Source organism: Streptomyces alboflavus, from assembly GCF_000716675.1.
Lineage (GTDB): Bacteria > Actinomycetota > Actinomycetes > Streptomycetales > Streptomycetaceae > Streptomyces > Streptomyces alboflavus.
The window spans coordinates 69,311-87,617 of record NZ_JNXT01000019.1 but is presented as its reverse complement, the minus strand read 5'-3'; the positions used below and the strand labels follow the sequence as shown (position 1 = coordinate 87,617).

The following is an 18,307-nucleotide window of genomic DNA, read 5'->3' as shown; positions in this document are numbered from 1 at the left end:
GGCGGACGAGGGCCGTGGAAGATCGGCGATCTGGGACGGCAGACTACCCGGCGGTACCCCCGCCAGAAACCCTGGTGGCGGGCACGGAATCCAGCCGCGCGGCCACCCGCCGACGGCGCCAGAGCACGATCGGCAGGGCGCCCGCGAGGCCGAGGGCGGCCGGGGCGGCGCTCATCGCCTGGCTGATGCCGGGCTGGTCGAAGGTGTCCGGGACTGGCAGCGTTCCCCAGCGGGTGGGGGGCCAGGCGATCACGAAGGCGCGGCCCACGACGTTGTCGACGGGGACGGCGCCGCCGCCGGGCTGGTTCTGGTGGTAGCGGGAGTCCAGGGAGTTCTGCCGGTGGTCACCCATGACCCAGATTTTGCCCTTGGGAACCGTGACCTTGAACTGGCCGCCCTGGTCGTCGACCGTGCAGGGGGTGTTGCCCTCGAAGACGTAGTTCTTCTCGTTCAACGCCTTGCCGTTGACCTTCACCGGGCCGGTGCCCTTGCACTCGACGGTGTCGCCGCCGACCGCGATGACGCGCTTGATCAGGTCCTTCTCGTCGGCGGACGGCATCAGGCCGATCCAGCCGAGGACCTTCTGCACCGCGTTCGGGTCGGGGGTGGGCTCGCCGTCCAGCCAGTGGCCCGGGTCCCTGAAGACCACGACCTCGCCGCGCTCGGGCTCGGAGCCGAACCACGGCGTCAGCTTGTCGACGAGCACCCGGTCGCCCTGCTGCAGCGTGTTCTGCATGGAGTCCGACGGAATCGAGAACGCCTGGACCAGGAAGGTCTTGATGACAAGGGCGAGGATCAGCGCGATGCCGATGAGGAGCGGCAGCTCCTTCCAGAAGGACTTGGGCTTCTTGCCCTTCGCCGGCTTCGGCGGCTCCGTGCCCTCGGGGCCGGGGACGCCGGTCTCGCCGGGAGCCGGGGAGCCGGGGGCCGCGGTGTCAGGGCCGGTGCTCATTCCGTCCCCCGCGGGTGCGGGTACCGGCTCTGCGGAGTGCCCAGGCTGCTCCTCGGGCCCCTCGTGTCCGGATCGTGCGCCGACCGCCACATCCCCCACATCCACTCCTCAGTCCGTACCGCCGCCTGCCCCGTACGCGATGCAGGCCCACCACTCCCATAACGAGCGGGAGTTCCGCAGGGGTCGGGAGGCCGGTAATTCCGTTGCGATCGCCGGGGGCCACCCTATGCGACGCTCCTGTGGCCGTGGCCGACCCGGAGGGCGCGTCGGGCACGGACGCGAACGCGTCGGGTTCATCCAGCTCACGCCAGTGACCGAACGGCCAGGCGATGACGAGCGCCCGGCCCACGACCTCATCCTCCGAGACGGTCCCGCTGAACTTCTCGTTCCGGTGGAAGCGCGAGTCGGCGGAGTCCGACCGGTGGTCGCCCATCATGAACAGCCGCCCCTTCGGCACCTTCACCTTGAACTCGAAGAGCGAGGGCTTGTCCCCGGGGAAGAGGTACGGCTCGTTGATCGCGATGCCGTTGACGGTGACTTTGTCGTTCTTGTCACAGCACTGCACGGTGTCGCCGCCGACGCCGACGACCCGCTTGATCAGGTCGCGCTCGCCGTCGGACGGGAGCAGCCCGATGAAGGTCAGGCCCTGTTTGATCTGCTTGATGACGACGGGGTCGTCCTTCTTCTTGCCGCGCTCCTCCTCCAGCCAGTTGCCGGGATCCTTGAAGACGACGACGTCCCCGCGCGCGGGCTTGCCGCCGAACCACGGGGTGAACTTGTCGACCAGGACGCGGTCGCCGATGCGGATCGTCTGCTCCATGGAGCCCGAGGGGATCACGAAGGCCTGCACCAGGAAGGTCTTCAGGACCAGGGCTATCAGCAGGGCGACGACTATGAGGAGCGGTATCTCCTTGATCGCGGAGCGGCGCCTGCGGCGCTTGACCTTCTTCGCCAGCTTGCGCCGCTCGGCGCGGCCGGGCAGCACGGGGCCGCTGGTCGGGCGCGTGCCGGTGGGCAGCCGGGTGTCGGCCGCGTGGGTGGCCTTCGCGCGGCCGCGGTTACCCATGCGCGCCGCCTGGTGCGGGCACGCGCGCGTAGGCGTCGGGACGCTTCAGGGAGGTCCAGCGGCTGATCGGCCAGGCGATCCAGTCGGCCCTGCCGATGACCGCGTCGACGGGGATCATGCCGCCGCCGGGAGAGCCCAGGTGGTCGCGGGAGTCGCTGGAGTCGCCGCGGTGGTCACCGAGGAGGAAGAGGGTGCCGTCCGGCACGACGACGTCGAAGGGCACCTTGGAGGGGGCGTCCCCGGGGAAGAGGTAGGGCTCGTTGACGGGCTCGCCGTTCACCTTGATCCTCCCCCGCTTGTCGCAGCAGACCACGCGGTCCCCGCCGACTCCCGCGACCCGCTTGACGTAGTTGGAGTCTCCGAAGTACCCGCTGCCGTCGAAGACGACGGCGTCTCCGCGCTGGGGGCCGGAACCGAAACGGTACGCCAACTTGTTGACGAGTACGCGGTCACCAGGCTGGAACGCGGGCTGCATGGAGCCGCTGGGGATCGCGAACGGCTGCACCACGAAGGTGCTGAGGACGAGCAGGACGGCCAGGGTGAGGAGGGCGGTCAGAGTGATCCTGCCGCCCGGGAGCCAGTCCATGACGGACGCGAAAACGGAACGCGACCGCTCCTCCGTGTCCTCGGAGTCCGGTGCGTCCGCGGGTGCGGAGTCGGAATCGGAGGAGGGGGAGGAGCGGTCGCGCTCCGTGTGCTGTGCTTCGGTGTCCATCGGGGCCAGATGTTATCCGGCCCGGCTTCGGACCCGCGTAAGAGCTCGGCCCCCGCACGCGCGGAGACCGGGCGCGAGATCAGTTCTCGCGCTTCTCCTTGATCTTCGCGGCCTTGCCGCGCAGGTCACGCAGGTAGTACAGCTTGGCGCGCCGGACGTCGCCCTTCGTGACGAGCTCGATCTTCTCGACGATCGGGGTGTGCACCGGGAAGGTGCGCTCGACGCCGACGGAGAACGAGACCTTGCGGACCGTGAAGGTCTCGCGGACACCGGCGCCCTGGCGGCGGATGACTACGCCCTTGAACTGCTGCACACGGGAGCGGTTGCCCTCGATGACGCGGACGTGGACGTTGACGGTGTCACCCGGGCGGAAGGCCGGGATGTCGCTGCGCAGCGACGCGGAGTCGACGGAGTCGAGCAGGTGAGACATGATCGTCTGCTTTCTTCGCTGATGCCACAGGTCATCAGCGGTATGTGGTGATGAGGATTCGGTAGCTGATCTCGTCGGTCCTGCGTCGTTCCCCCTGTGGCAGGGGCGCAGGCTGGACGTACAGCAGCGGCCTATTCTTCCACGGCCTCGGGGTCTCGCCCAAATCGGCCGTCCGGCCCCGGGCGCCACCCCAGGATCGAGAGCATCTCGCGGTCCTTCTTGTCGAAGGCCGCGGGGTCGCAGCGCTCGATGAGATCGGGCCTGTTGCGGGTGGTGCGCCGCAGCGCCTCGTCCCGCCGCCAGCGGGCGATCTTGCCGTGGTGGCCGCTGAGCAGGACGTCCGGGATGCCGTGCCCGCGCCACTCGGGGGGCTTGGTGTAGACGGGGCCCTCGAGGAGATTGGCCATGGCTCCGGGAGCGAAGGAGTCGTCGCGGTGGGACTCGGCGTTGCCGAGGACACCGGGCAGGAGCCGGGCCACGGCCTCCGTGACGACCAGGACGGCGGCCTCTCCGCCCGCGAGGACGTAGTCGCCGATGGAGACCTCGTAGACGGGCATCCGGGTCGCGTACTCGTCGATGACGCGGCGGTCGATGCCCTCGTAGCGCGCGGGCGTGAAGACCAGCCAGGGCCGCTCGGAGAGCTCGACGGCGAGTTCCTGGGTGAAGGGCCGCCCGCTGGGCGTGGGGACGACGAGGACGGGCCCGTGGGCCCCCGCCTCGTACCCCTCGGCGAGCACGTCGTCGAGGGCCGCGCCCCAGGGGTCGGTCTTCATGACCATGCCCGGGCCGCCGCCGTAGGGGGTGTCGTCGACCGTGTTGTGCCGGTCGTACGTCCACTCCCTGAGGTCGTGCACGTTGACGTCGAGCTGCCCGCGCGCGCGGGCCTTGCCCACGAGGGAGACGTTCAGGGGTTCCAGGTACTCGGGAAAGATCGTGACGACGTCGAGCCGCATTACGCCTGGTCCTCCGGAGCCGCCTGGTCCGCCGGGGCCGCCTCGGCGTCACGCGCGGACGCGACCTCCGCGCGGTCGTCGACGAGACCGGGCGGCGGGTCGATGACGGCCCGCTGCTCCTCCAGGTCGATCTCGACGACGATCTGCTCGACGAACGGGATCATCACCTCGCTGCCGTCGGGCCGCTCCACGATGAAGAGGTCCTGCGAGGGCAGGTGGGAGATCTCCGTGATCCGGCCGATCTCGACGCCGTCCTTGGTGACCACGTCGAGGTCCATCAGCTGGTGGTCGTAGAACTCCTCGGGGTCCTCCGGGAGCTCCTCCGGGTCGACCTCGGCGATCAGCAGGGTGTTGCGCAGGGCCTCGGCGCCCGAGCGGTCGCGTACGCCCGCGAAGCGAAGGAGCAGCCTGCCGCTGTGCACCCGGCCGGTCTCGATGGTCAGCGGCCCCACTCCTGCGGGGTCGGTGGCGAGCACGGCGCCGGGGCCGAGCCGCAGCTCCGGCTCGTCGGTGCGCACCTCGACGGTGACCTCGCCCTTGATGCCGTGGGCGCGGCCGATCCGCGCGACTACGAGCTGCACTGTGCTGTCTCTCCCTTGCTGACATACGACTGCGGGCCGGGGACGGCCCTGGAGCCCTCCCCGGCCCGAGCCGGTGCTACGTGTGGTTCAGTGAACCTGGTCCACGTCGACGAGGTCGACGCGGACACCGCGGCCGCCGATGGCGCCCACGACGGTACGCAGAGCGCGTGCGGTGCGGCCGTTGCGGCCGATCACCTTGCCCAGGTCGTCCGGGTGGACCCGGACTTCCAGGACGCGTCCGCGGCGCAGGTTGCGCGAGGCGACCTGCACGTCGTCGGGGTTGTCGACGATGCCCTTCACGAGGTGCTCGAGAGCCTCCTCGAGCATGCTCAGGCCTCGGTCGACTCGGCCGCGGACTCGGCCGGGGCCTCGTCCTTCTTCTCGGCCTTCTTCTTCTGGGTGATGGCGTCACCCTTGGGCTCGCCGTCGGCGTCCTTGGCCACGGCCTCGAAGAGGGCGCGGTGGTCGGCCTTGGGCTCCGGCTGCAGCAGCGGCGCGGGGGCCGGCAGGCCCTTGTGCTTCTGCCAGTCGCCGGTGAGCTTCAGGATCGCGAGGACCGGCTCGGTCGGCTGGGCGCCGACGGACAGCCAGTACTGCGCACGCTCCGAGTTGACCTCGATGCGCGAGGGGTTCTGCACCGGGTGGTACAGGCCGATCTCCTCGATGGCCCGGCCGTCACGGCGGGTACGGGAGTCGGCGACGACGATGCGGTAGTGAGGCGAACGGATCTTGCCCAGACGCTTCAGCTTGATCTTGACTGCCACGGGAGTGGTGTCTCCTGGTCTTGACGTGGTTGGGCACAACGGGATGCCGCGTGGGGTTGCGGTACTCGAGGTGCCCGATGGACGCGTCAGCCGGAGGAGAGAGGGGTCCTGTGCGACTGTCGAGTACAGCTAGCCATTGTGCCACATGCCGGGCCGTCTCCCGCCGCCGCCCTCGGCCGAGGCCCTTCGGACCACTGCTCCTTTCCAGGAGGGGCGGCCGCATCCGGCCGACCGCCCCGCACCAGCTCATCGCGGGTGTGCCCGGCTCACCCCGCTCCCGCGCCTACGCCCACCACCTCCGGGATCCGGAAGGGCTTGCCGCAGCCGCCGCACATGATGGGCGCCTGGGCGAGGACGGACGGCACGACGCGGACGTTGCGCCCGCAGTCGCAGACCGCCTTCACGCGCACGCCGCCTCCGGAGGACCCGTGCCGGGCGGCCGGGCCGCGGAAGGTGCGTGAGGTGTCGGCGGTGGTGGCGACCGTGTGCGCCCGCAGGGCGCGCTGCAGCCGCTCGATGGTCGGGCGATAGCGCTTCTTGGCCTCGGGGTTGAGCGTGACCAGGGAGAAGCCGCTGCTCGGATGCGGCTCCTCCGGGTGGTCCAGGCCCAGCTCCTCGGCGATCGAGAGGAATCTGCGGTTGTGGTAGCGGCCCGCGCGTGAGGTGTCGCGTACGCCGCGGGCCGCGGCGATGCCGTGGACTGCCTCGTGCAGCAGTCGTTCGAAGGAGAGCTCGGCGCCACAGGCGGACGACGACTCTCCGATCAGGGATTCGGGCGCGGCTAGGTCCGGCAGCTCGGAGTGGTGCCGCTGAATGTCGGCCCACGCCTGTGCCAGCTCTGCGGCGAGAACAGGTGGTGTCGTGCTCACGTCGTGACAACGAGCCGGGATGCCTCCGGGTTCCATTCCGGGGCATCTCAAATAATTTGCACTTACCCGTCAGTTGCCGTTGATGCGTCCGGACGAGGGCGGGTGCGCTGATCTGCGGAGAAGCCTCGCAGCTCGCATCAAGCCGGTACGTAGTGGCGCGTACGCCCCGGCGCGTAGGTCAACTCCGTGCGCCGGGGCCCCTGTTGCGAAGAGGACCGGCCGACGCCTCGTGAAGGCACCCGAGCCGGAATCCCGGGTCTCAGTACGCGCGTGCCACGACGGCGACGTTACCGGGTGCGTCATCGGCGTCCGGCACCGCCCCGTCCTCCGCGACCAGACACCGTACGGTCACGCCGTGCTCGGCGAGCCGCGCCTCGCCCTCGGGGCCGAGCGCCGCCCACGGCAGGCGCGCCCAGCCACCCGCCGTGGCGGCCTCGACGGCCTCGCCGACGTCGGCGACCTCGCTCGTACGGGACTCACGGCGGGCGCGGGCCTGGGTGAGCAGCAGTTCCTGGTCCTCTTCGAGGACGGTGGGCAGGAGCGTCATGAGGGCGTCGAGGGCCACGGGCTGCTTGCCGCCCGCGATCCGGCGTACGAGCATCGCGGTGCCGTTCTCCAGGTCGCGCGGCCCGATCTCGACGCGCACCGGCACGCCCTTGAGCTCCCAGTCCACGGCACGCCGCCCGAAGGGGGTCTCCGTGCGGTCGTCGACCTGGACGCGCACGCCCGCCGCGGTGAGCCGCTCGCCGATCTCGCGCACCTCGGCGAGCACGGCGGCGTCGTCCTTCACGGCGAGGACGACGGCCTGGACGGGGGCGAGGCGCGGCGGCAGGCGCAGACCGTCGTCGTCGCCGTGCATCATCGCCAGGGCGCCGATCATGCGGGTCGTGGAGCCCCAGGAGGTCTGCCAGACCAGTTCCTGCTCGCCGTCCCTCGACAGGTACCGGGTGCCGAAGGCCTTGGCGAAGTTCTGGCCGAGTTCATGGCTGGTGCCGAGCTGGAGGGCCTTGCCGTCGCCCATCATGCCTTCGAGGGTGAGGGTGTTGACGGCGCCCGCGAAGCGCTCGGCGGCCGTCTTACGGCCGAGCACGAAGTCCATGGCGAGGAGGTCCCGCAGGAAGGCTCCGTAGACGTGCCGGTGGACACGGGCGGCGAAGTCGCGCGCCTCCTCGTACGTCGCGTGGGCCGTGTGGCCCTCCTGCCACAGGAACTCCGACGTGCGCAGGAACAGGCGCGGCCGCAGTTCCCAGCGGACCACGTTCGCCCACTGGTTGATGAGCAGCGGCAGATCGCGGTAGCTCTGCACCCACTTGGAGAAGTACTCGTTGACGATGGTCTCCGAAGTGGGCCGGATGACGACCGGCTCCTCCAGCTCCTTGCCGCCGCCGTGTGTGACGACGGCAAGCTCCGGGGCGAAGCCCTCGACGTGCTCCGCCTCGCGCGTGAGGTACGACTGCGGGATCAGGAGAGGGAAGTACGCGTTCTGGGTACCCGTCTCCTTGATGCGCGCGTCCATGTCGTGCTGCATCCGCTCCCACAGCCCGTAGCCGTACGGTCGGATCACCATGGTGCCGCGCACCGGCCCGTTGTCGGCCAGCTCGGCCTTGGTGATCAGCTCCTGGTACCAGCGGGGGAAGTCGTCCGCGCGGGGCGTGAGTACGGGTGCCTTTGCCATGGCGCGCATGGTACGTCCGAGCCGTCTGAAGGGCCGGAAATTTACGGTCCAAGGGGGCGCACGACGGTGGCACACAAGCATTGCCCCACAACCCCTGGACGCCACGACGGATGCGGAGTTCCCTGGCATACGGGGGGAGCGTGAACGCACGTCGTGGGGGCGGACGAACCGTAGAAATCGGCACGACAACTCTCGGCGGATTGGGGCGCTTTCGATGACACCTACGCTCGTGCACTCCCACCGCCCGCGCGCGGGTGCGACCCCACGTGCGGACCGGTGCGCACGCGCGCGTGACTGGGCGGAGATCCAGGAGAGGATGCTGGTCCCGCTCTATGAAGCGGTGTACGAACGACTGGAAGTGGGCCGCGGCACGCGCCTTCTCGGCCTGGGCTGCGGGTCCGGGCTCGCCCTGCTGATGGCGGCCGCGCGAGGCGCGGCCGTGACCGGCGTGGAGCCGTCGGCGCCCGAACGCCTGGCGCTCGCGCGCGAACGCCTCGCGCCGGACGCGTCCGCGGGCGCACCCCCACGGGCCGGAACCCGCCTGGTGGAGGGCTCCCCGGAGGATGTCGCGGCCCCGGAGGTCCCGCCGTACACCCTGGTGACCGCGTTCCAGCCGATCGGGTGCGTGGCCGGCGACTCCGAGGGCCTGTCGGCACTCCTGGAGTCGGCCTCCCCGCTCGCCGGGCGGGGCACCCCCGTGGTCCTCGCGGGCTGGGGCCCTCCGGAGCGCTGCACCACGTCCTCCGTGCTCCGGGTGGCCACGAAGCTCGCCGACCCGCTGCGCAGCGCGCACAGCTGGCGCCCGGCGTGCCGGGACGACCTGGAGGAGGTGGCGCACCGCGCGGGCCTCAAGCCGGACGGCTCGGGCCGGGTGGCCTGCCCCTTCGGCTACGCGGACATGGACAGCGCCGTCCGCGGCCTCCTGTCCACGGGGCTGTTCGACGCGGCGGTCGGCGCGACGGACGAGGTGCAGGTCGACAAGGAGCTGACTGAGGCACTGCATCCGCATCAGCGCCGCGACGGCACGGTGTGGATGCCGAACGTATTCCGCTACCTGATCGCACGCACGCCTTGACGCCCACTGCTTCGTACGCACGGCCGAGCACGCACTACAGGAGGCGGGGCACCGGAAATCGCCCTCTCCGTAGACCCCGCCCACCACACGGCACCGACGCGTCTCATGCGGTGAGCGCCGCCTGCCATACCCAGGACGTCCGGCGCTCACGCCCGTCGAGGTCGCCGCGCCCCGTGCACCAGAGCAGGACGGCGGCGGGGTCGCCGTCCGGGGCGTCGGGGAAGAGCCGGGCAAGGACGCGCTCGCACAGCGGCCCGGGCGGCGGCCACTCCACCGCGAGGCCCTGGGTGATGTCGTGCGTGTGCAGCAGGATCTCGGCGGTCCCCATCGCCGCGAAGCCGGTGGGGTCGCACGGCCCCCAGTGCCAGGCGCGGGCGTCGGCCGGGGATGCGTCGAGGGCGGTGGCGAGGAGCCCCGCCGCCGCGGTGACGACGCGCAGGATGTCAGCGGGGGTGGCGGACGGGCGGACGGTCAGGTCGAACGGCAGGTACGCGGTGTCCGGGCGGGCGGCCACTTGGCCCGCGTAGGCCAGCAGGTCGTGCGCGATGTGCGTCGCCGTGGTCCGGCAGCTCCACTCCAGGGAGCCCGCGGGGACGGCCGCCCAGTCGCGGTCGGTGTGCGGGCCGAGCACCCGCAGGAGTTCGGTGGTGGCTTCCCTGACGTCGCTGCTGTCCATGGCGGCACGCTAGTCAGCACGCTTCCGCGCCCGCCTCAGGTTTCCTTGGTGAGCCGCGTGATCCCGGCCACCCTGTAGGCGTCGGCTTCCTCCAGGGTCTCGTTCTCCAGGAGGGACGTGGCCAGGGCGTCCAGTTGGTCGCGGTGGTCGCGCAGTTGGCGGCAGGCGCTCTCGTAGCACTCGTCGACGATGCGGTGCATCTCGCCGTCGATGGTGTCGAGGGTCGCCGGGGCGGCTGCCAGGCCGTAGGCCTGCTGGGCGTCGTTCGGGAGGGCCGAGAGGCGGCCCACGCGCTCGCTCATGCCCCAGCGGGCGACCATGCCGCGGGCGATGTTGGTGACCTGTTCCAGGTCGTTCTCGGCGCCGGTCGTGATGACTCCGTAGACGACGTGTTCGGCCGCCATGCCGCCGAGAGCGCCGATGATGCGGCCGCGCAGATACTCCTCCGTGTACGCGTACTTGTCGGCGTCCGGCGTGGACAGGGTGACGCCGAGGGCGCGTCCGCGCGGCACGATGGTGATCTTGCGGACGGGGTCGGCGCCCGGTTGCAGCATCCCGAGGAGGGCGTGCCCGCTCTCGTGGTACGCGGTGCGGCGGCGCTCCTCGTCGGGCATCACCAGGGGCCGCTCGGCGCCCAGTTGTACCTTCTCCAGGGCTTCGGAGAGGTCGGACTGCGTGACCAGCTCCTGCCCCCGCTTCACGGCGAGCAGGGCTGCCTCGTTCGCGAGGTTGGCCAGGTCCGCGCCCGTCATGCCCGGGGTCGTGCGGGCGATCTGGGCCAGGTCCACGTCATCGGCGAGGGGGATCGCGCGGGTGTGGATGCCGAGGATGGCCTCGCGGCCGCCGCGGTCGGGCGGGGACACGTTGACGACGCGGTCGAAGCGGCCGGGGCGGGTCAGGGCCGGGTCGAGGATGTCGGCGCGGTTGGTGGCGGCGATGACGATGACGCCCTCGGAGCCGGAGAAACCATCCATCTCGGTGAGGATCTGGTTGAGCGTCTGCTCGCGCTCGTCGTGCCCGCCCATGCCGCTGCCGCCGCCGCGGGCCCGCCCGATGGTGTCGATCTCGTCGATGAAGATGATGGCGGGGGCGACCTTGCGGGCCTCGGCGAAGAGCTCGCGTACGCGCGAGGCCCCCACGCCCACGATCATCTCGATGAACTCCGAGGCCGAGGCCGAGAAGAACGGCACCCCGGCCTCACCGGCGACGGCCCGCGCCAACAGGGTCTTGCCGGTCCCGGGCGGCCCGGCGAGCAGCACACCGCCGGGCATCCGCGCGCCCATCTTCCGGTAGGCGTCGGGATTCTTCAGGAAGTCGACGACGTCGTTCAGCTCGCCCTCGACCTCGTCGATGCCCGCGACGTCCTCGAAGGTGGTCCGCTTCCTTCCGGGCTCCAGCTCGACGGGCTTCGGCGGCTGCTTGCGCCCGAGCATCCCGCCCGCGCCGCCCATCCCGGACGCCATCCGCCGCGCGATGAAGATCCACAGCACCACGAGCAGCAGCATCGGGGCGAGCGAGATCAGCAGGTTGGACAGGAAGCTGCGCTCCTGCACCACCGGCTCCGCGGTGACCGTGACCTTGTTCTTCGTCAGGTCGCCCCACAGCTTGTCGTCCGCGAACTCGGGCCGCTGCGTCTTGAACTTGGTGTATTCGTCGCCCCCGTCCGGATCCTTCTGCTCCTTCTTGAGCTGCCCCTGGATCGCGTCGCCCTTGGAGTAGATCTTGGAGACGTTGCCGGAGTCGACCTGCTTGCTGAACTCCGTGTACGAGATGGTCGGCTCGTCGCCGTCGCCGAAGAAGGAGAGCACGAGGTTGGCGATGAGGTAGACGACCAGGGCCGTGAGGACGAGGCCGCCCCAGCCGCCGGGCAGCTTCCGCTTCGGCGGCGGCGTGGGCGCGGGCTCCGGAGCACCCTCGGAGCGCCACGGCTGCTCGGGCTTCTGACGCGGCGGCACCGGGTTGCTCATATGCGGACGCTACGACACAAAATCCCCACCGGCACCCGCTCCGCGCCCGCCAGGGGACCCGCCCGCGGACGCCACCCCGGCACCGCCAGGCACCGCCCGGCACCGCCCGGCACCGCCCGGCACCGCCCGGCACCCGCCATCGGACACGCCAGGGGCGCCCCACCGCGTGGTGGGGCGCCCCTGGACGGCGTACCGAGAAGAGCCTCGCTCAGCCCATGAACTTCTTGAACTCGTCCGGCAGCTCGAAGTCCTTGCCGCCCTGGCCCCCGGCCGGGAGCCCGAAGGCGCCACTCGCGGCGGCCTCCTCGGCGGCGGCTCGCCGGGCGGCCGCCTCGTCCTCCTGCTGCTTGCGCTTCATCGGGTTGCCGGAGCGCTGCTTGCCCTTGGCCTGCTTCTGCTTCTTCTTCTGCTTGCCGGGACCGCCGCCCATGCCCGGCATCCCGGGCATCCCCGGCATGCCGCCGCCCTGCGCCATGCGGGACATCATCTTGCGGGCCTCGAAGAACCGCTCGACCAGGTTCTTCACGGCGCTGACCTCGACGCCGGAACCCTTGGCGATACGGGCCCGCCGCGAGCCGTTGATGATCGTCGGCTCCTGCCGCTCCCCGGGGGTCATCGACTTGATGATGGCCGCGGTGCGGTCGACGTCGCGCTCGTCGAGGTTGTTGATCTGGTCCTTGATCTGCCCCATGCCCGGCAGCATCCCGAGCAGCTTGCTGATGCTGCCCATCTTCCTGACCTGCTCCATCTGGGCCAGGAAGTCGTCGAGCGTGAAGTCCTTGCCGCCCTTGCTGCTCGCCAGCTTGGAGGCCATCTTCTCGGCCTCTTGCTGCGAGAAGGTCTGCTCGGCCTTCTCGATGAGCGTGAGCATGTCGCCCATGCCGAGGATGCGGGACGCCATCCGGTCCGGGTGGAACGCGTCGAAGTCGTCCAGCTTCTCGCCGTTGGAGGCGAACATGATCTGGCGGCCGGTGACGTGCGCGATGGAGAGCGCGGCACCGCCGCGGGCGTCGCCGTCGAGCTTCGAGAGCACGACGCCGTCGAAGCCGACGCCGTCCCGGAAGGCCTCCGCCGTGTTCACGGCGTCCTGACCGATCATCGCGTCGACGACGAACAGGACCTCGTCCGGGCTGACGGCGTCGCGGATGTCCGCGGCCTGCTGCATCAGCTCCTGGTCGATGCCGAGGCGGCCCGCGGTGTCGACGACGACCACGTCGTACTGCTTCGTGCGCGCGTGCTCGATCGAGTCCTTGGCGACCTGGACCGGGTCGCCGACGCCGTTGCCCGGCTGCGGGGCGTAGACCCCGACGCCCGCGCGCTCGGCGACGACCGACAGCTGGTTCACGGCGTTCGGGCGCTGGAGGTCGCAGGCCACGAGCAGCGGGGAGTGGCCCTGGGCCTTCAGCCAGCGGCCGAGCTTTCCGGCTAGCGTGGTCTTACCGGCACCCTGGAGGCCCGCGAGCATGATGACCGTCGGCGGCTGCTTGGCGAAGCGCAGGCGCCGGGTCTCGCCGCCGAGGATGCCGATGAGCTCCTCGTTGACGATCTTGATGACCTGCTGGGCGGGGTTGAGCGCCGCGGAGACCTCGACGCCGGTCGCCCGCTCCTTGACCTGCTTGATGAACGCGCGGACCACCGGCAGCGCGACATCCGCTTCGAGCAGGGCGATACGGATCTCGCGCGCCGTGGCGTCGATGTCCGCCTCGGAGAGCCTGCCTTTGCCGCGGAGGTTCTTGAATGTCGCTGCGAGGCGATCGGAAAGAGTGTCGAACACGGCGGTCGCGAATCCTCGGGATCGGGGGCGGGCGGGCGAGTCGCCCTCCAGGGTATCTGCCTCTCGCCGGGGCGGGTGCCCTCCGTCCCCACCTGACCTCGGCCGGGCCCCGGGCACCGCCCCCAGGCCCGGCCCGACGACGCTCGCAGGCCCCGTACGACAGCACCCGCGAGCGACCGCCCCCCTACCCCCGCAAAGCCTCCTCCACCCCCCGAGCCACCCCCGCCGCCCGCTCCCCCGCCAGCGGCGCCCCGTCCGCCCCCGTCACATAGAAGGCGTCCACCGCGTTCGCCCCCAGCGTCGACACATGCGCGGAGCGCACCCGCACCTCCGCCGCCTCCAGGGCCCGCCCGATCCGGTGCAGCAGCCCCGGGGCGTCCTGGGCCCGGACCTCGATCACCGTGGCCCGGCGCGACCCCGCCGACGCGACGGTGACCCGGGGCGGCGGCGCCACCGTGCCCCGGCGGCGCGGATACGCGGCGTCGCGCTCGGCGAGCCGGGCCGCGATGTCGAGGGACCCGTCGAGCGCCCGCACCAGGTCGGCCCGCAGCCGCGCGGCCTGGGGCAGTGAGCCGTACTCGGCCGCCACCCGCCACTGGAGCATCAGCACCGAGCCGGGCATCTCCTCGGGCAGCCCGACCGCCCGCAGCTCCGCCGTGCGCACGGTCAGCCGGTGCATGGCGAGCACCCCGGCGACGGCGGGCAGCACCCCGCCCTGCTCGGGCACGGCGACCAGCAGCTCCACGCCCAGGGGCTCGGCCTGCTCCCCGGCCGAATCCCCCGCCGAACCAACGGCACCCGCAGAACCCCCAGAGCCCGCAGAGCCCCCAAAGCCCGCAGAACCCACAGCACCCGCAGGGCCCGCAGAGCCCACAGCGCCCACGACCCCCTCGCCCCCCACACCCCCCAAGGCGCCCCCGCCAGAATCCGCCCGCAACGCCACCACCGGCGCCCCCGTCCGCACCGCCTCCACCGCGAGCCGTTCCTCCTCCGCCGAGGCGGGCGCGGCATCGCCGACCGCGTACGGGTCCTCGACCTCGTCCCCGGCGAGCACCGCGGCGACCCGCTTCACCAGGTCCGCGACCAGCGAGCCCCGCCACGACGACCACGCCGCGGGCCCGGTGGCGAGCGCGTCCGCCTCCGTGAGGGCGTGCAGCAGCTCCAGGGTGCCGGGCGAGCCGACGGCCTCGGCGACGGAGCGCACGGTCGCGGGGTCGTCGAGGTCGCGCCGGGTCGCGGTCTCGACGAGGAGGAGGTGGTGGCGTACGAGACAGGCGAGTACGGCGACGTCGGCGCGGTCGAAGCCGATCCGGGCGGCGACGTCGCGGGCGATGATCTCCCCGGCGACGGAGTGGTCGCCGGGCCAGCCCTTGCCGATGTCGTGCAGCAGGGCGGCGACGAGCAGCAGGTCGGGCCGTCCGACGCGGCGGGTGAGGTCGGCGGCGCGGACGGCGGTCTCGACGAGGTGCCGGTCGACGGTCCAGGTGTGCACGGCGTTGCGCTGGGGGCGGCACCAGACCCGCTCCCAGTCGGGCAGCAGCCGGGTGATCAGGCCCTCGGCCTCCAGGGCCTCCCAGACCTGGACGGTCGGCCGCCCGGCGCCGAGCAGCGTCACCAGTTGCTCGCGGGCCTCGGCGGGCCACGGGGTCGGCAGCGGCTTGGCGGCGGCCGCGATCCGGCGCACGGCGTGCAGGGACAGGGGCAGCCCCGCCTGCGCGGCGGCCGCGGCGGCGCGCAGCGGAAGGACGGGGTCCCGCTCGGGCCGGGCGGCGCGCGCGAGCACGACCTCGCCGTCGTGCTCCACGACGCCCTCGGCCAGCGGCGACCGCTCGGCGACGGCCGCCTTCTGGCCGCCGAGCAGCCCGCGCAGCCGCGGCCTGGCCTTCCGGGACCGCAGCACGCGGCCGACCTCGCGCCAGGTCACGTCGCCGGCGTAGGCGACGGTGCGCGCGGCCTCGTACACCTGCCGCAGCAGGGTGTCGGCGTCGAGCAGGCCGAGTTCGGCGGCGACCTGGTCCTGTTCCTGGAGGGTGAGGCGGTCGGTGGCGCGCCCGGTCGTCAGGTGCAGGGCGTCGCGTACGTCGAGGAGGGTGCGGCGGGCCTCGGCGAGGCCCTCGCGGGGCGCGTCGGCGAGCCAGGAGGCGGCGACGGCCCGCAGCGCGGTGGCGTCGCGGAGTCCGCCGCGGGCCTCCTTCAGGTCGGGTTCGAGGAGGTGGCTGAGTTCGCCGTGGCGCGCGGCGCGTTCCGCGCACAGCTCGCGCAGCTCGGGCAGTCGTCTGGGCGCCTGGTTGCGCCAGTCGGCGAGGACGGCGCTGCGCGTGCCGGTGGTGAGCCCCAGGTCACCGGCGATGTGGCGGGCGTCGAGCAGGCCGAGGTGGACCTTCAGGTCGTCGGCGGCGGTCTTGCGGGCCTCGGCCGGGGTGCGCACGGAGTGGTCGAGGGCGAGGCCGAGGTCCCAGACGGGGTACCAGATGCGGTCGGCGAGGGCGGCGACGGCGCCCGGGTCGGCGCCGCCGTCGTGGAGGAGCAGCAGGTCGAGGTCGCTGCGGGGCGACAGTTCGCCGCGGCCGTAGCCGCCGACGGCGACCAGGGCGATGCCCCGTGCCGCGCCGGGTCCGGCGTCGGCGGTGCCCGCGGCGAAGAGGCCGTTCAGCCAGCCGTCCGTCAGCTCGGCGAGCGCGGAACGGCGCGGCGGCCCGGACCGCGCCTCCTCGTGGAGGAGGCGCAGCCGGGCCGCCGCGTAGCCGCTGGGTCCGGAGTCTTGCGAGTCTGCTGATTCCTTCGGTACTTCCACGCTCGTCACCCAGCGGCTCCTGTTCTCTGTGGGACTACCGCGCGCACGCCGCCCGCGGCACGCGCGTCACAGCGCGTCGGGCCCGCGCTCGCCGGTCCGCACCCGGACCGCCGTGTCGACGGGGACGCTCCACACCTTGCCGTCGCCGATCTTGCCGGTGCGGGCCGCCTTGACGACGACCTCGACGAGCTGTTCGGCGTCCTCGTCCTCGACGAGCACCTCGATGCGGATCTTCGGTACGAGGTCGACGGTGTACTCGGCGCCGCGGTAGACCTCGGTGTGGCCGCGCTGCCGTCCGTAGCCGCTGGCCTCGGTGACGGTCAGGCCCTGGACCCCGAAGGCCTGCAGGGCCTCCTTGATCTCGTCGAGGCGGTGCGGCTTGACGACCGCGGTGATGAGCTTCATGCGTCCACCTTCTTGTTCTTCTGGGCCGCGGACTGCGCGGCCCCCTGGACCGGGCCCGGCACGGCGGTCGTGCGGGGCGCGGAGCCGCCGCCCGCGCCGCTGAAGTCGTACGCGGTCTCGGCGTGCTGGACCTGGTCGATGCCGCCGACCTCCTCGTCCTCGTCGACCCGCATGCCGATCGTCTTGTCGATGAGGAAGGCGAGGACGGCGGAGGCGACGAGGGAGTAGCCGAGGACGGCGCCGACACCGGCGGCCTGCTTGCCGAGCTGTTCGAGGCCCCCACCGTAGAAGAGGCCCTGCGCCTCGGACTGGCCGCCGCCGGTGGCGAAGAGGCCGACGAGGAGCGAGCCCGCGATGCCGCCGACCAGGTGGACGCCGACGACGTCGAGGGAGTCGTCGTAGCCGAACTTGAACTTCAGGCCGACGGCGAGGGCGCAGAGCAGACCGGCGATCGCGCCGATGGCGATGGCGCCGAGCGGCGAGCAGGAGCCGCCGGAGGGGGTGATGGCGACGAGTCCCGCGACCGCGCCGGAGGCGGCGCCGAGGGTGGTGAACGCGCCGTGGCGGATCTTCTCGTAGGCGAGCCAGGCGAGCATGGCGGCGGCCGTGGCGATCTGGGTGTTGATGAACATCAGCGCGCCGACGCCGTCGTCGTTGCCGAGCCAGGACCCGGCGTTGAACCCGAACCAACCAAACCAGAGGAGTCCGGCGCCGAGCATCACCAGGGGCAGGCTGTGCGGGCGCATCGGGTCCTTCTTGAAGCCGACGCGCTTGCCGATGACGAGGATCACGCCGAGGGCGGCGGCTCCGGCGTTGATGTGCACGGCCGTGCCGCCGGCGAAGTCGATGACGCCCATCTCGAAGGCCCAGCCGCCGGTGCCCCACACCCAGTGCGCGACCGGGAAGTACACGATCGTCGCCCACAGCGCCACGAACAGCGCCCACGCGGTGAACTTCACGCGGTCCGCGAGCGCGCCGCTGATCAGGGCGGGCGTGATGACGGCGAACATCAGCTGGAACACGGCGAAGACGTAGACCGGGATGGTGTACCCGTCCCACAGTTCGTTGAGGCCGATCCCGCCGAGGCCCACGTAGTCGCCGTTCCAGCCGAAGAGGCTGCCGTGGTCGGTGCCGAAGGCGACGGAGAAGCCGTAGAGCACCCACAGGACGGTGACGATCCCGAGGCTGATGAAGCTCATCATCAGCATGTTCAGGGTGCTCTTGACGCGGACCATGCCTCCGTAGAAGAAGGCGAGCCCCGGCGTCATGAGCATCACCAGGGCGGAGCAGATCAACATGAACCCGGTGTTGGCGGCAGACAGCTGCGGGGCGTCTGCGGCAAGCGTGATGCCTGGGGGCATCGGCGTCTCCTCGTCGTCGGATACGGCCCGTGCGGGCTTCACCCTCTGCGGTGCGAGGACGGTGGGCCGGTTATGCCGCATGAGGTTGGCGCAGCGCGGTTTCGGTCAGTGCCGCTCGATGTTTCGCGCCAGTGACGAAGAGGTCGTGCGTGTTACGCATGGATGAACAGCGGAGCGTGCGAGGCGGGTGGTCCCGCCCTCACAGAACCGGCCGCGGCGGCCCATCCGGATGACCTGGCATGGGGGAGCC

Annotated in this window: 17 protein-coding genes; 1 reads left to right on the top strand and 16 read right to left on the bottom strand. The window is 71.8% G+C overall.

Translation table 11 applies throughout. The features are described 5' to 3' along the window. Nucleotides 1-43: 43 nt before the first annotated feature. The 10 genes from lepB (OO63_RS16460) to proS form a co-directional block, all read right to left on the bottom strand. Complete coding sequence (gene lepB / locus OO63_RS16460; RefSeq protein WP_157854011.1) at nucleotides 44-1,051, bottom strand: signal peptidase I; 1,008 nt, start codon at nucleotides 1,049-1,051, stop codon at nucleotides 44-46. After that, nucleotides 936-2,018, bottom strand: coding sequence for a signal peptidase I (gene lepB, locus OO63_RS16455; RefSeq protein ID WP_030361983.1), 1,083 nt, complete (start codon nucleotides 2,016-2,018; stop codon nucleotides 936-938). The genes lepB (OO63_RS16460) and lepB (OO63_RS16455) overlap by 116 nt, the downstream gene beginning before the upstream one ends. Next, a complete protein-coding gene (lepB, locus tag OO63_RS16450) occupies nucleotides 2,011-2,733 on the bottom strand; it encodes a signal peptidase I (RefSeq protein WP_030361982.1) in 723 nt (240 codons plus the stop codon). Before lepB (OO63_RS16450) ends, lepB (OO63_RS16455) begins: the two co-directional genes overlap by 8 nt. A gap of 79 nt (nucleotides 2,734-2,812) precedes the next feature. Next, nucleotides 2,813-3,163, bottom strand: coding sequence for a 50S ribosomal protein L19 (rplS, locus tag OO63_RS16445; protein ID WP_016638799.1), 351 nt, complete (start codon nucleotides 3,161-3,163; stop codon nucleotides 2,813-2,815). 131 nt (nucleotides 3,164-3,294) lie between these two features. After that, nucleotides 3,295-4,116, bottom strand: a complete 822-nt coding sequence (gene trmD, locus OO63_RS16440) for a tRNA (guanosine(37)-N1)-methyltransferase TrmD (protein WP_030361981.1) — start codon at nucleotides 4,114-4,116, stop codon at nucleotides 3,295-3,297. Beyond that, the gene (rimM, locus tag OO63_RS16435) at nucleotides 4,116-4,697 is read right to left on the bottom strand and encodes a ribosome maturation factor RimM (RefSeq protein WP_030361980.1); all 582 of its coding nucleotides are present in this window, start codon (nucleotides 4,695-4,697) and stop codon (nucleotides 4,116-4,118) included. Before rimM ends, trmD begins: the two co-directional genes overlap by 1 nt. Nucleotides 4,698-4,784: 87 nt before the next feature. Then, nucleotides 4,785-5,024 (bottom strand): RNA-binding protein, encoded by a 240-nt coding sequence (locus tag OO63_RS16430; protein ID WP_030361979.1) that lies wholly within the window; start codon nucleotides 5,022-5,024, stop codon nucleotides 4,785-4,787. Between the two features lie 2 nt (nucleotides 5,025-5,026). Continuing rightward, the gene (gene rpsP / locus OO63_RS16425) at nucleotides 5,027-5,461 is read right to left on the bottom strand and encodes a 30S ribosomal protein S16 (protein ID WP_030361978.1); all 435 of its coding nucleotides are present in this window, start codon (nucleotides 5,459-5,461) and stop codon (nucleotides 5,027-5,029) included. Nucleotides 5,462-5,727: 266 nt separating this feature from the next. Further along, nucleotides 5,728-6,330 (bottom strand): hypothetical protein, encoded by a 603-nt coding sequence (locus tag OO63_RS16420; protein WP_030361977.1) that lies wholly within the window; start codon nucleotides 6,328-6,330, stop codon nucleotides 5,728-5,730. A gap of 259 nt (nucleotides 6,331-6,589) precedes the next feature. After that, complete coding sequence (gene proS, locus OO63_RS16415; RefSeq protein WP_030361976.1) at nucleotides 6,590-8,005, bottom strand: proline--tRNA ligase; 1,416 nt, start codon at nucleotides 8,003-8,005, stop codon at nucleotides 6,590-6,592. A 214-nt stretch (nucleotides 8,006-8,219) separates the two neighbouring features. On the opposite strand from proS, the gene OO63_RS16410 reads away from it, so the two are divergent. Beyond that, nucleotides 8,220-9,080: an SAM-dependent methyltransferase gene (locus tag OO63_RS16410; RefSeq protein WP_078619171.1), complete on the top strand. Its 861-nt coding sequence runs from the start codon at nucleotides 8,220-8,222 to the stop codon at nucleotides 9,078-9,080. Nucleotides 9,081-9,183: 103 nt separating this feature from the next. Here OO63_RS16410 and OO63_RS16405 read toward each other — a convergent pair whose 3' ends face one another. The 6 genes from OO63_RS16405 to OO63_RS16380 all read right to left on the bottom strand — a co-directional run bounded on the left by OO63_RS16405 (nucleotide 9,184) and on the right by OO63_RS16380 (nucleotide 18,057). Further along, entirely contained in the window at nucleotides 9,184-9,756 is a 573-nt protein-coding gene (locus tag OO63_RS16405; protein WP_030361974.1) for a maleylpyruvate isomerase N-terminal domain-containing protein, read from the bottom strand. Between the two features lie 35 nt (nucleotides 9,757-9,791). After that, nucleotides 9,792-11,723 (bottom strand): ATP-dependent zinc metalloprotease FtsH, encoded by a 1,932-nt coding sequence (ftsH, locus tag OO63_RS16400; protein WP_030361973.1) that lies wholly within the window; start codon nucleotides 11,721-11,723, stop codon nucleotides 9,792-9,794. 208 nt (nucleotides 11,724-11,931) lie between these two features. After that, entirely contained in the window at nucleotides 11,932-13,497 is a 1,566-nt protein-coding gene (ffh, locus tag OO63_RS16395; protein WP_030361972.1) for a signal recognition particle protein, read from the bottom strand. A gap of 184 nt (nucleotides 13,498-13,681) precedes the next feature. Further along, entirely contained in the window at nucleotides 13,682-16,300 is a 2,619-nt protein-coding gene (locus OO63_RS16390) for a [protein-PII] uridylyltransferase (protein WP_031192843.1), read from the bottom strand. Between the two features lie 57 nt (nucleotides 16,301-16,357). Continuing rightward, entirely contained in the window at nucleotides 16,358-16,696 is a 339-nt protein-coding gene (locus OO63_RS16385) for a P-II family nitrogen regulator (RefSeq protein WP_030361971.1), read from the bottom strand. Beyond that, nucleotides 16,693-18,057 (bottom strand): ammonium transporter, encoded by a 1,365-nt coding sequence (locus tag OO63_RS16380; protein WP_030361970.1) that lies wholly within the window; start codon nucleotides 18,055-18,057, stop codon nucleotides 16,693-16,695. The genes OO63_RS16385 and OO63_RS16380 overlap by 4 nt, the downstream gene beginning before the upstream one ends. Nucleotides 18,058-18,307: the final 250 nt, after the last annotated feature.

Excerpts from the sequence above, each read along its gene's own strand:
- lepB (WP_030361983.1), bottom strand. The coding sequence starts at position 2,018 with ATGGGTAACCGCGGCCGCGCGAAGGCCACCCACGCGGCCGACACCCGG.
- lepB (WP_030361982.1), bottom strand. The coding sequence starts at position 2,733 with ATGGACACCGAAGCACAGCACACGGAGCGCGACCGCTCCTCCCCCTCC.
- rplS (WP_016638799.1), bottom strand. The coding sequence starts at position 3,163 with ATGTCTCACCTGCTCGACTCCGTCGACTCCGCGTCGCTGCGCAGCGAC.
- trmD (WP_030361981.1), bottom strand. The coding sequence starts at position 4,116 with ATGCGGCTCGACGTCGTCACGATCTTTCCCGAGTACCTGGAACCCCTG.
- OO63_RS16430 (WP_030361979.1), bottom strand. The coding sequence starts at position 5,024 with ATGCTCGAGGAGGCTCTCGAGCACCTCGTGAAGGGCATCGTCGACAAC.
- proS (WP_030361976.1), bottom strand. The coding sequence starts at position 8,005 with ATGGCAAAGGCACCCGTACTCACGCCCCGCGCGGACGACTTCCCCCGC.
- OO63_RS16410 (WP_078619171.1), top strand. The coding sequence starts at position 8,220 with ATGACACCTACGCTCGTGCACTCCCACCGCCCGCGCGCGGGTGCGACC.
- OO63_RS16405 (WP_030361974.1), bottom strand. The coding sequence starts at position 9,756 with ATGGACAGCAGCGACGTCAGGGAAGCCACCACCGAACTCCTGCGGGTG.
- ftsH (WP_030361973.1), bottom strand. The coding sequence starts at position 11,723 with ATGAGCAACCCGGTGCCGCCGCGTCAGAAGCCCGAGCAGCCGTGGCGC.
- OO63_RS16385 (WP_030361971.1), bottom strand. The coding sequence starts at position 16,696 with ATGAAGCTCATCACCGCGGTCGTCAAGCCGCACCGCCTCGACGAGATC.
- OO63_RS16380 (WP_030361970.1), bottom strand. The coding sequence starts at position 18,057 with ATGCCCCCAGGCATCACGCTTGCCGCAGACGCCCCGCAGCTGTCTGCC.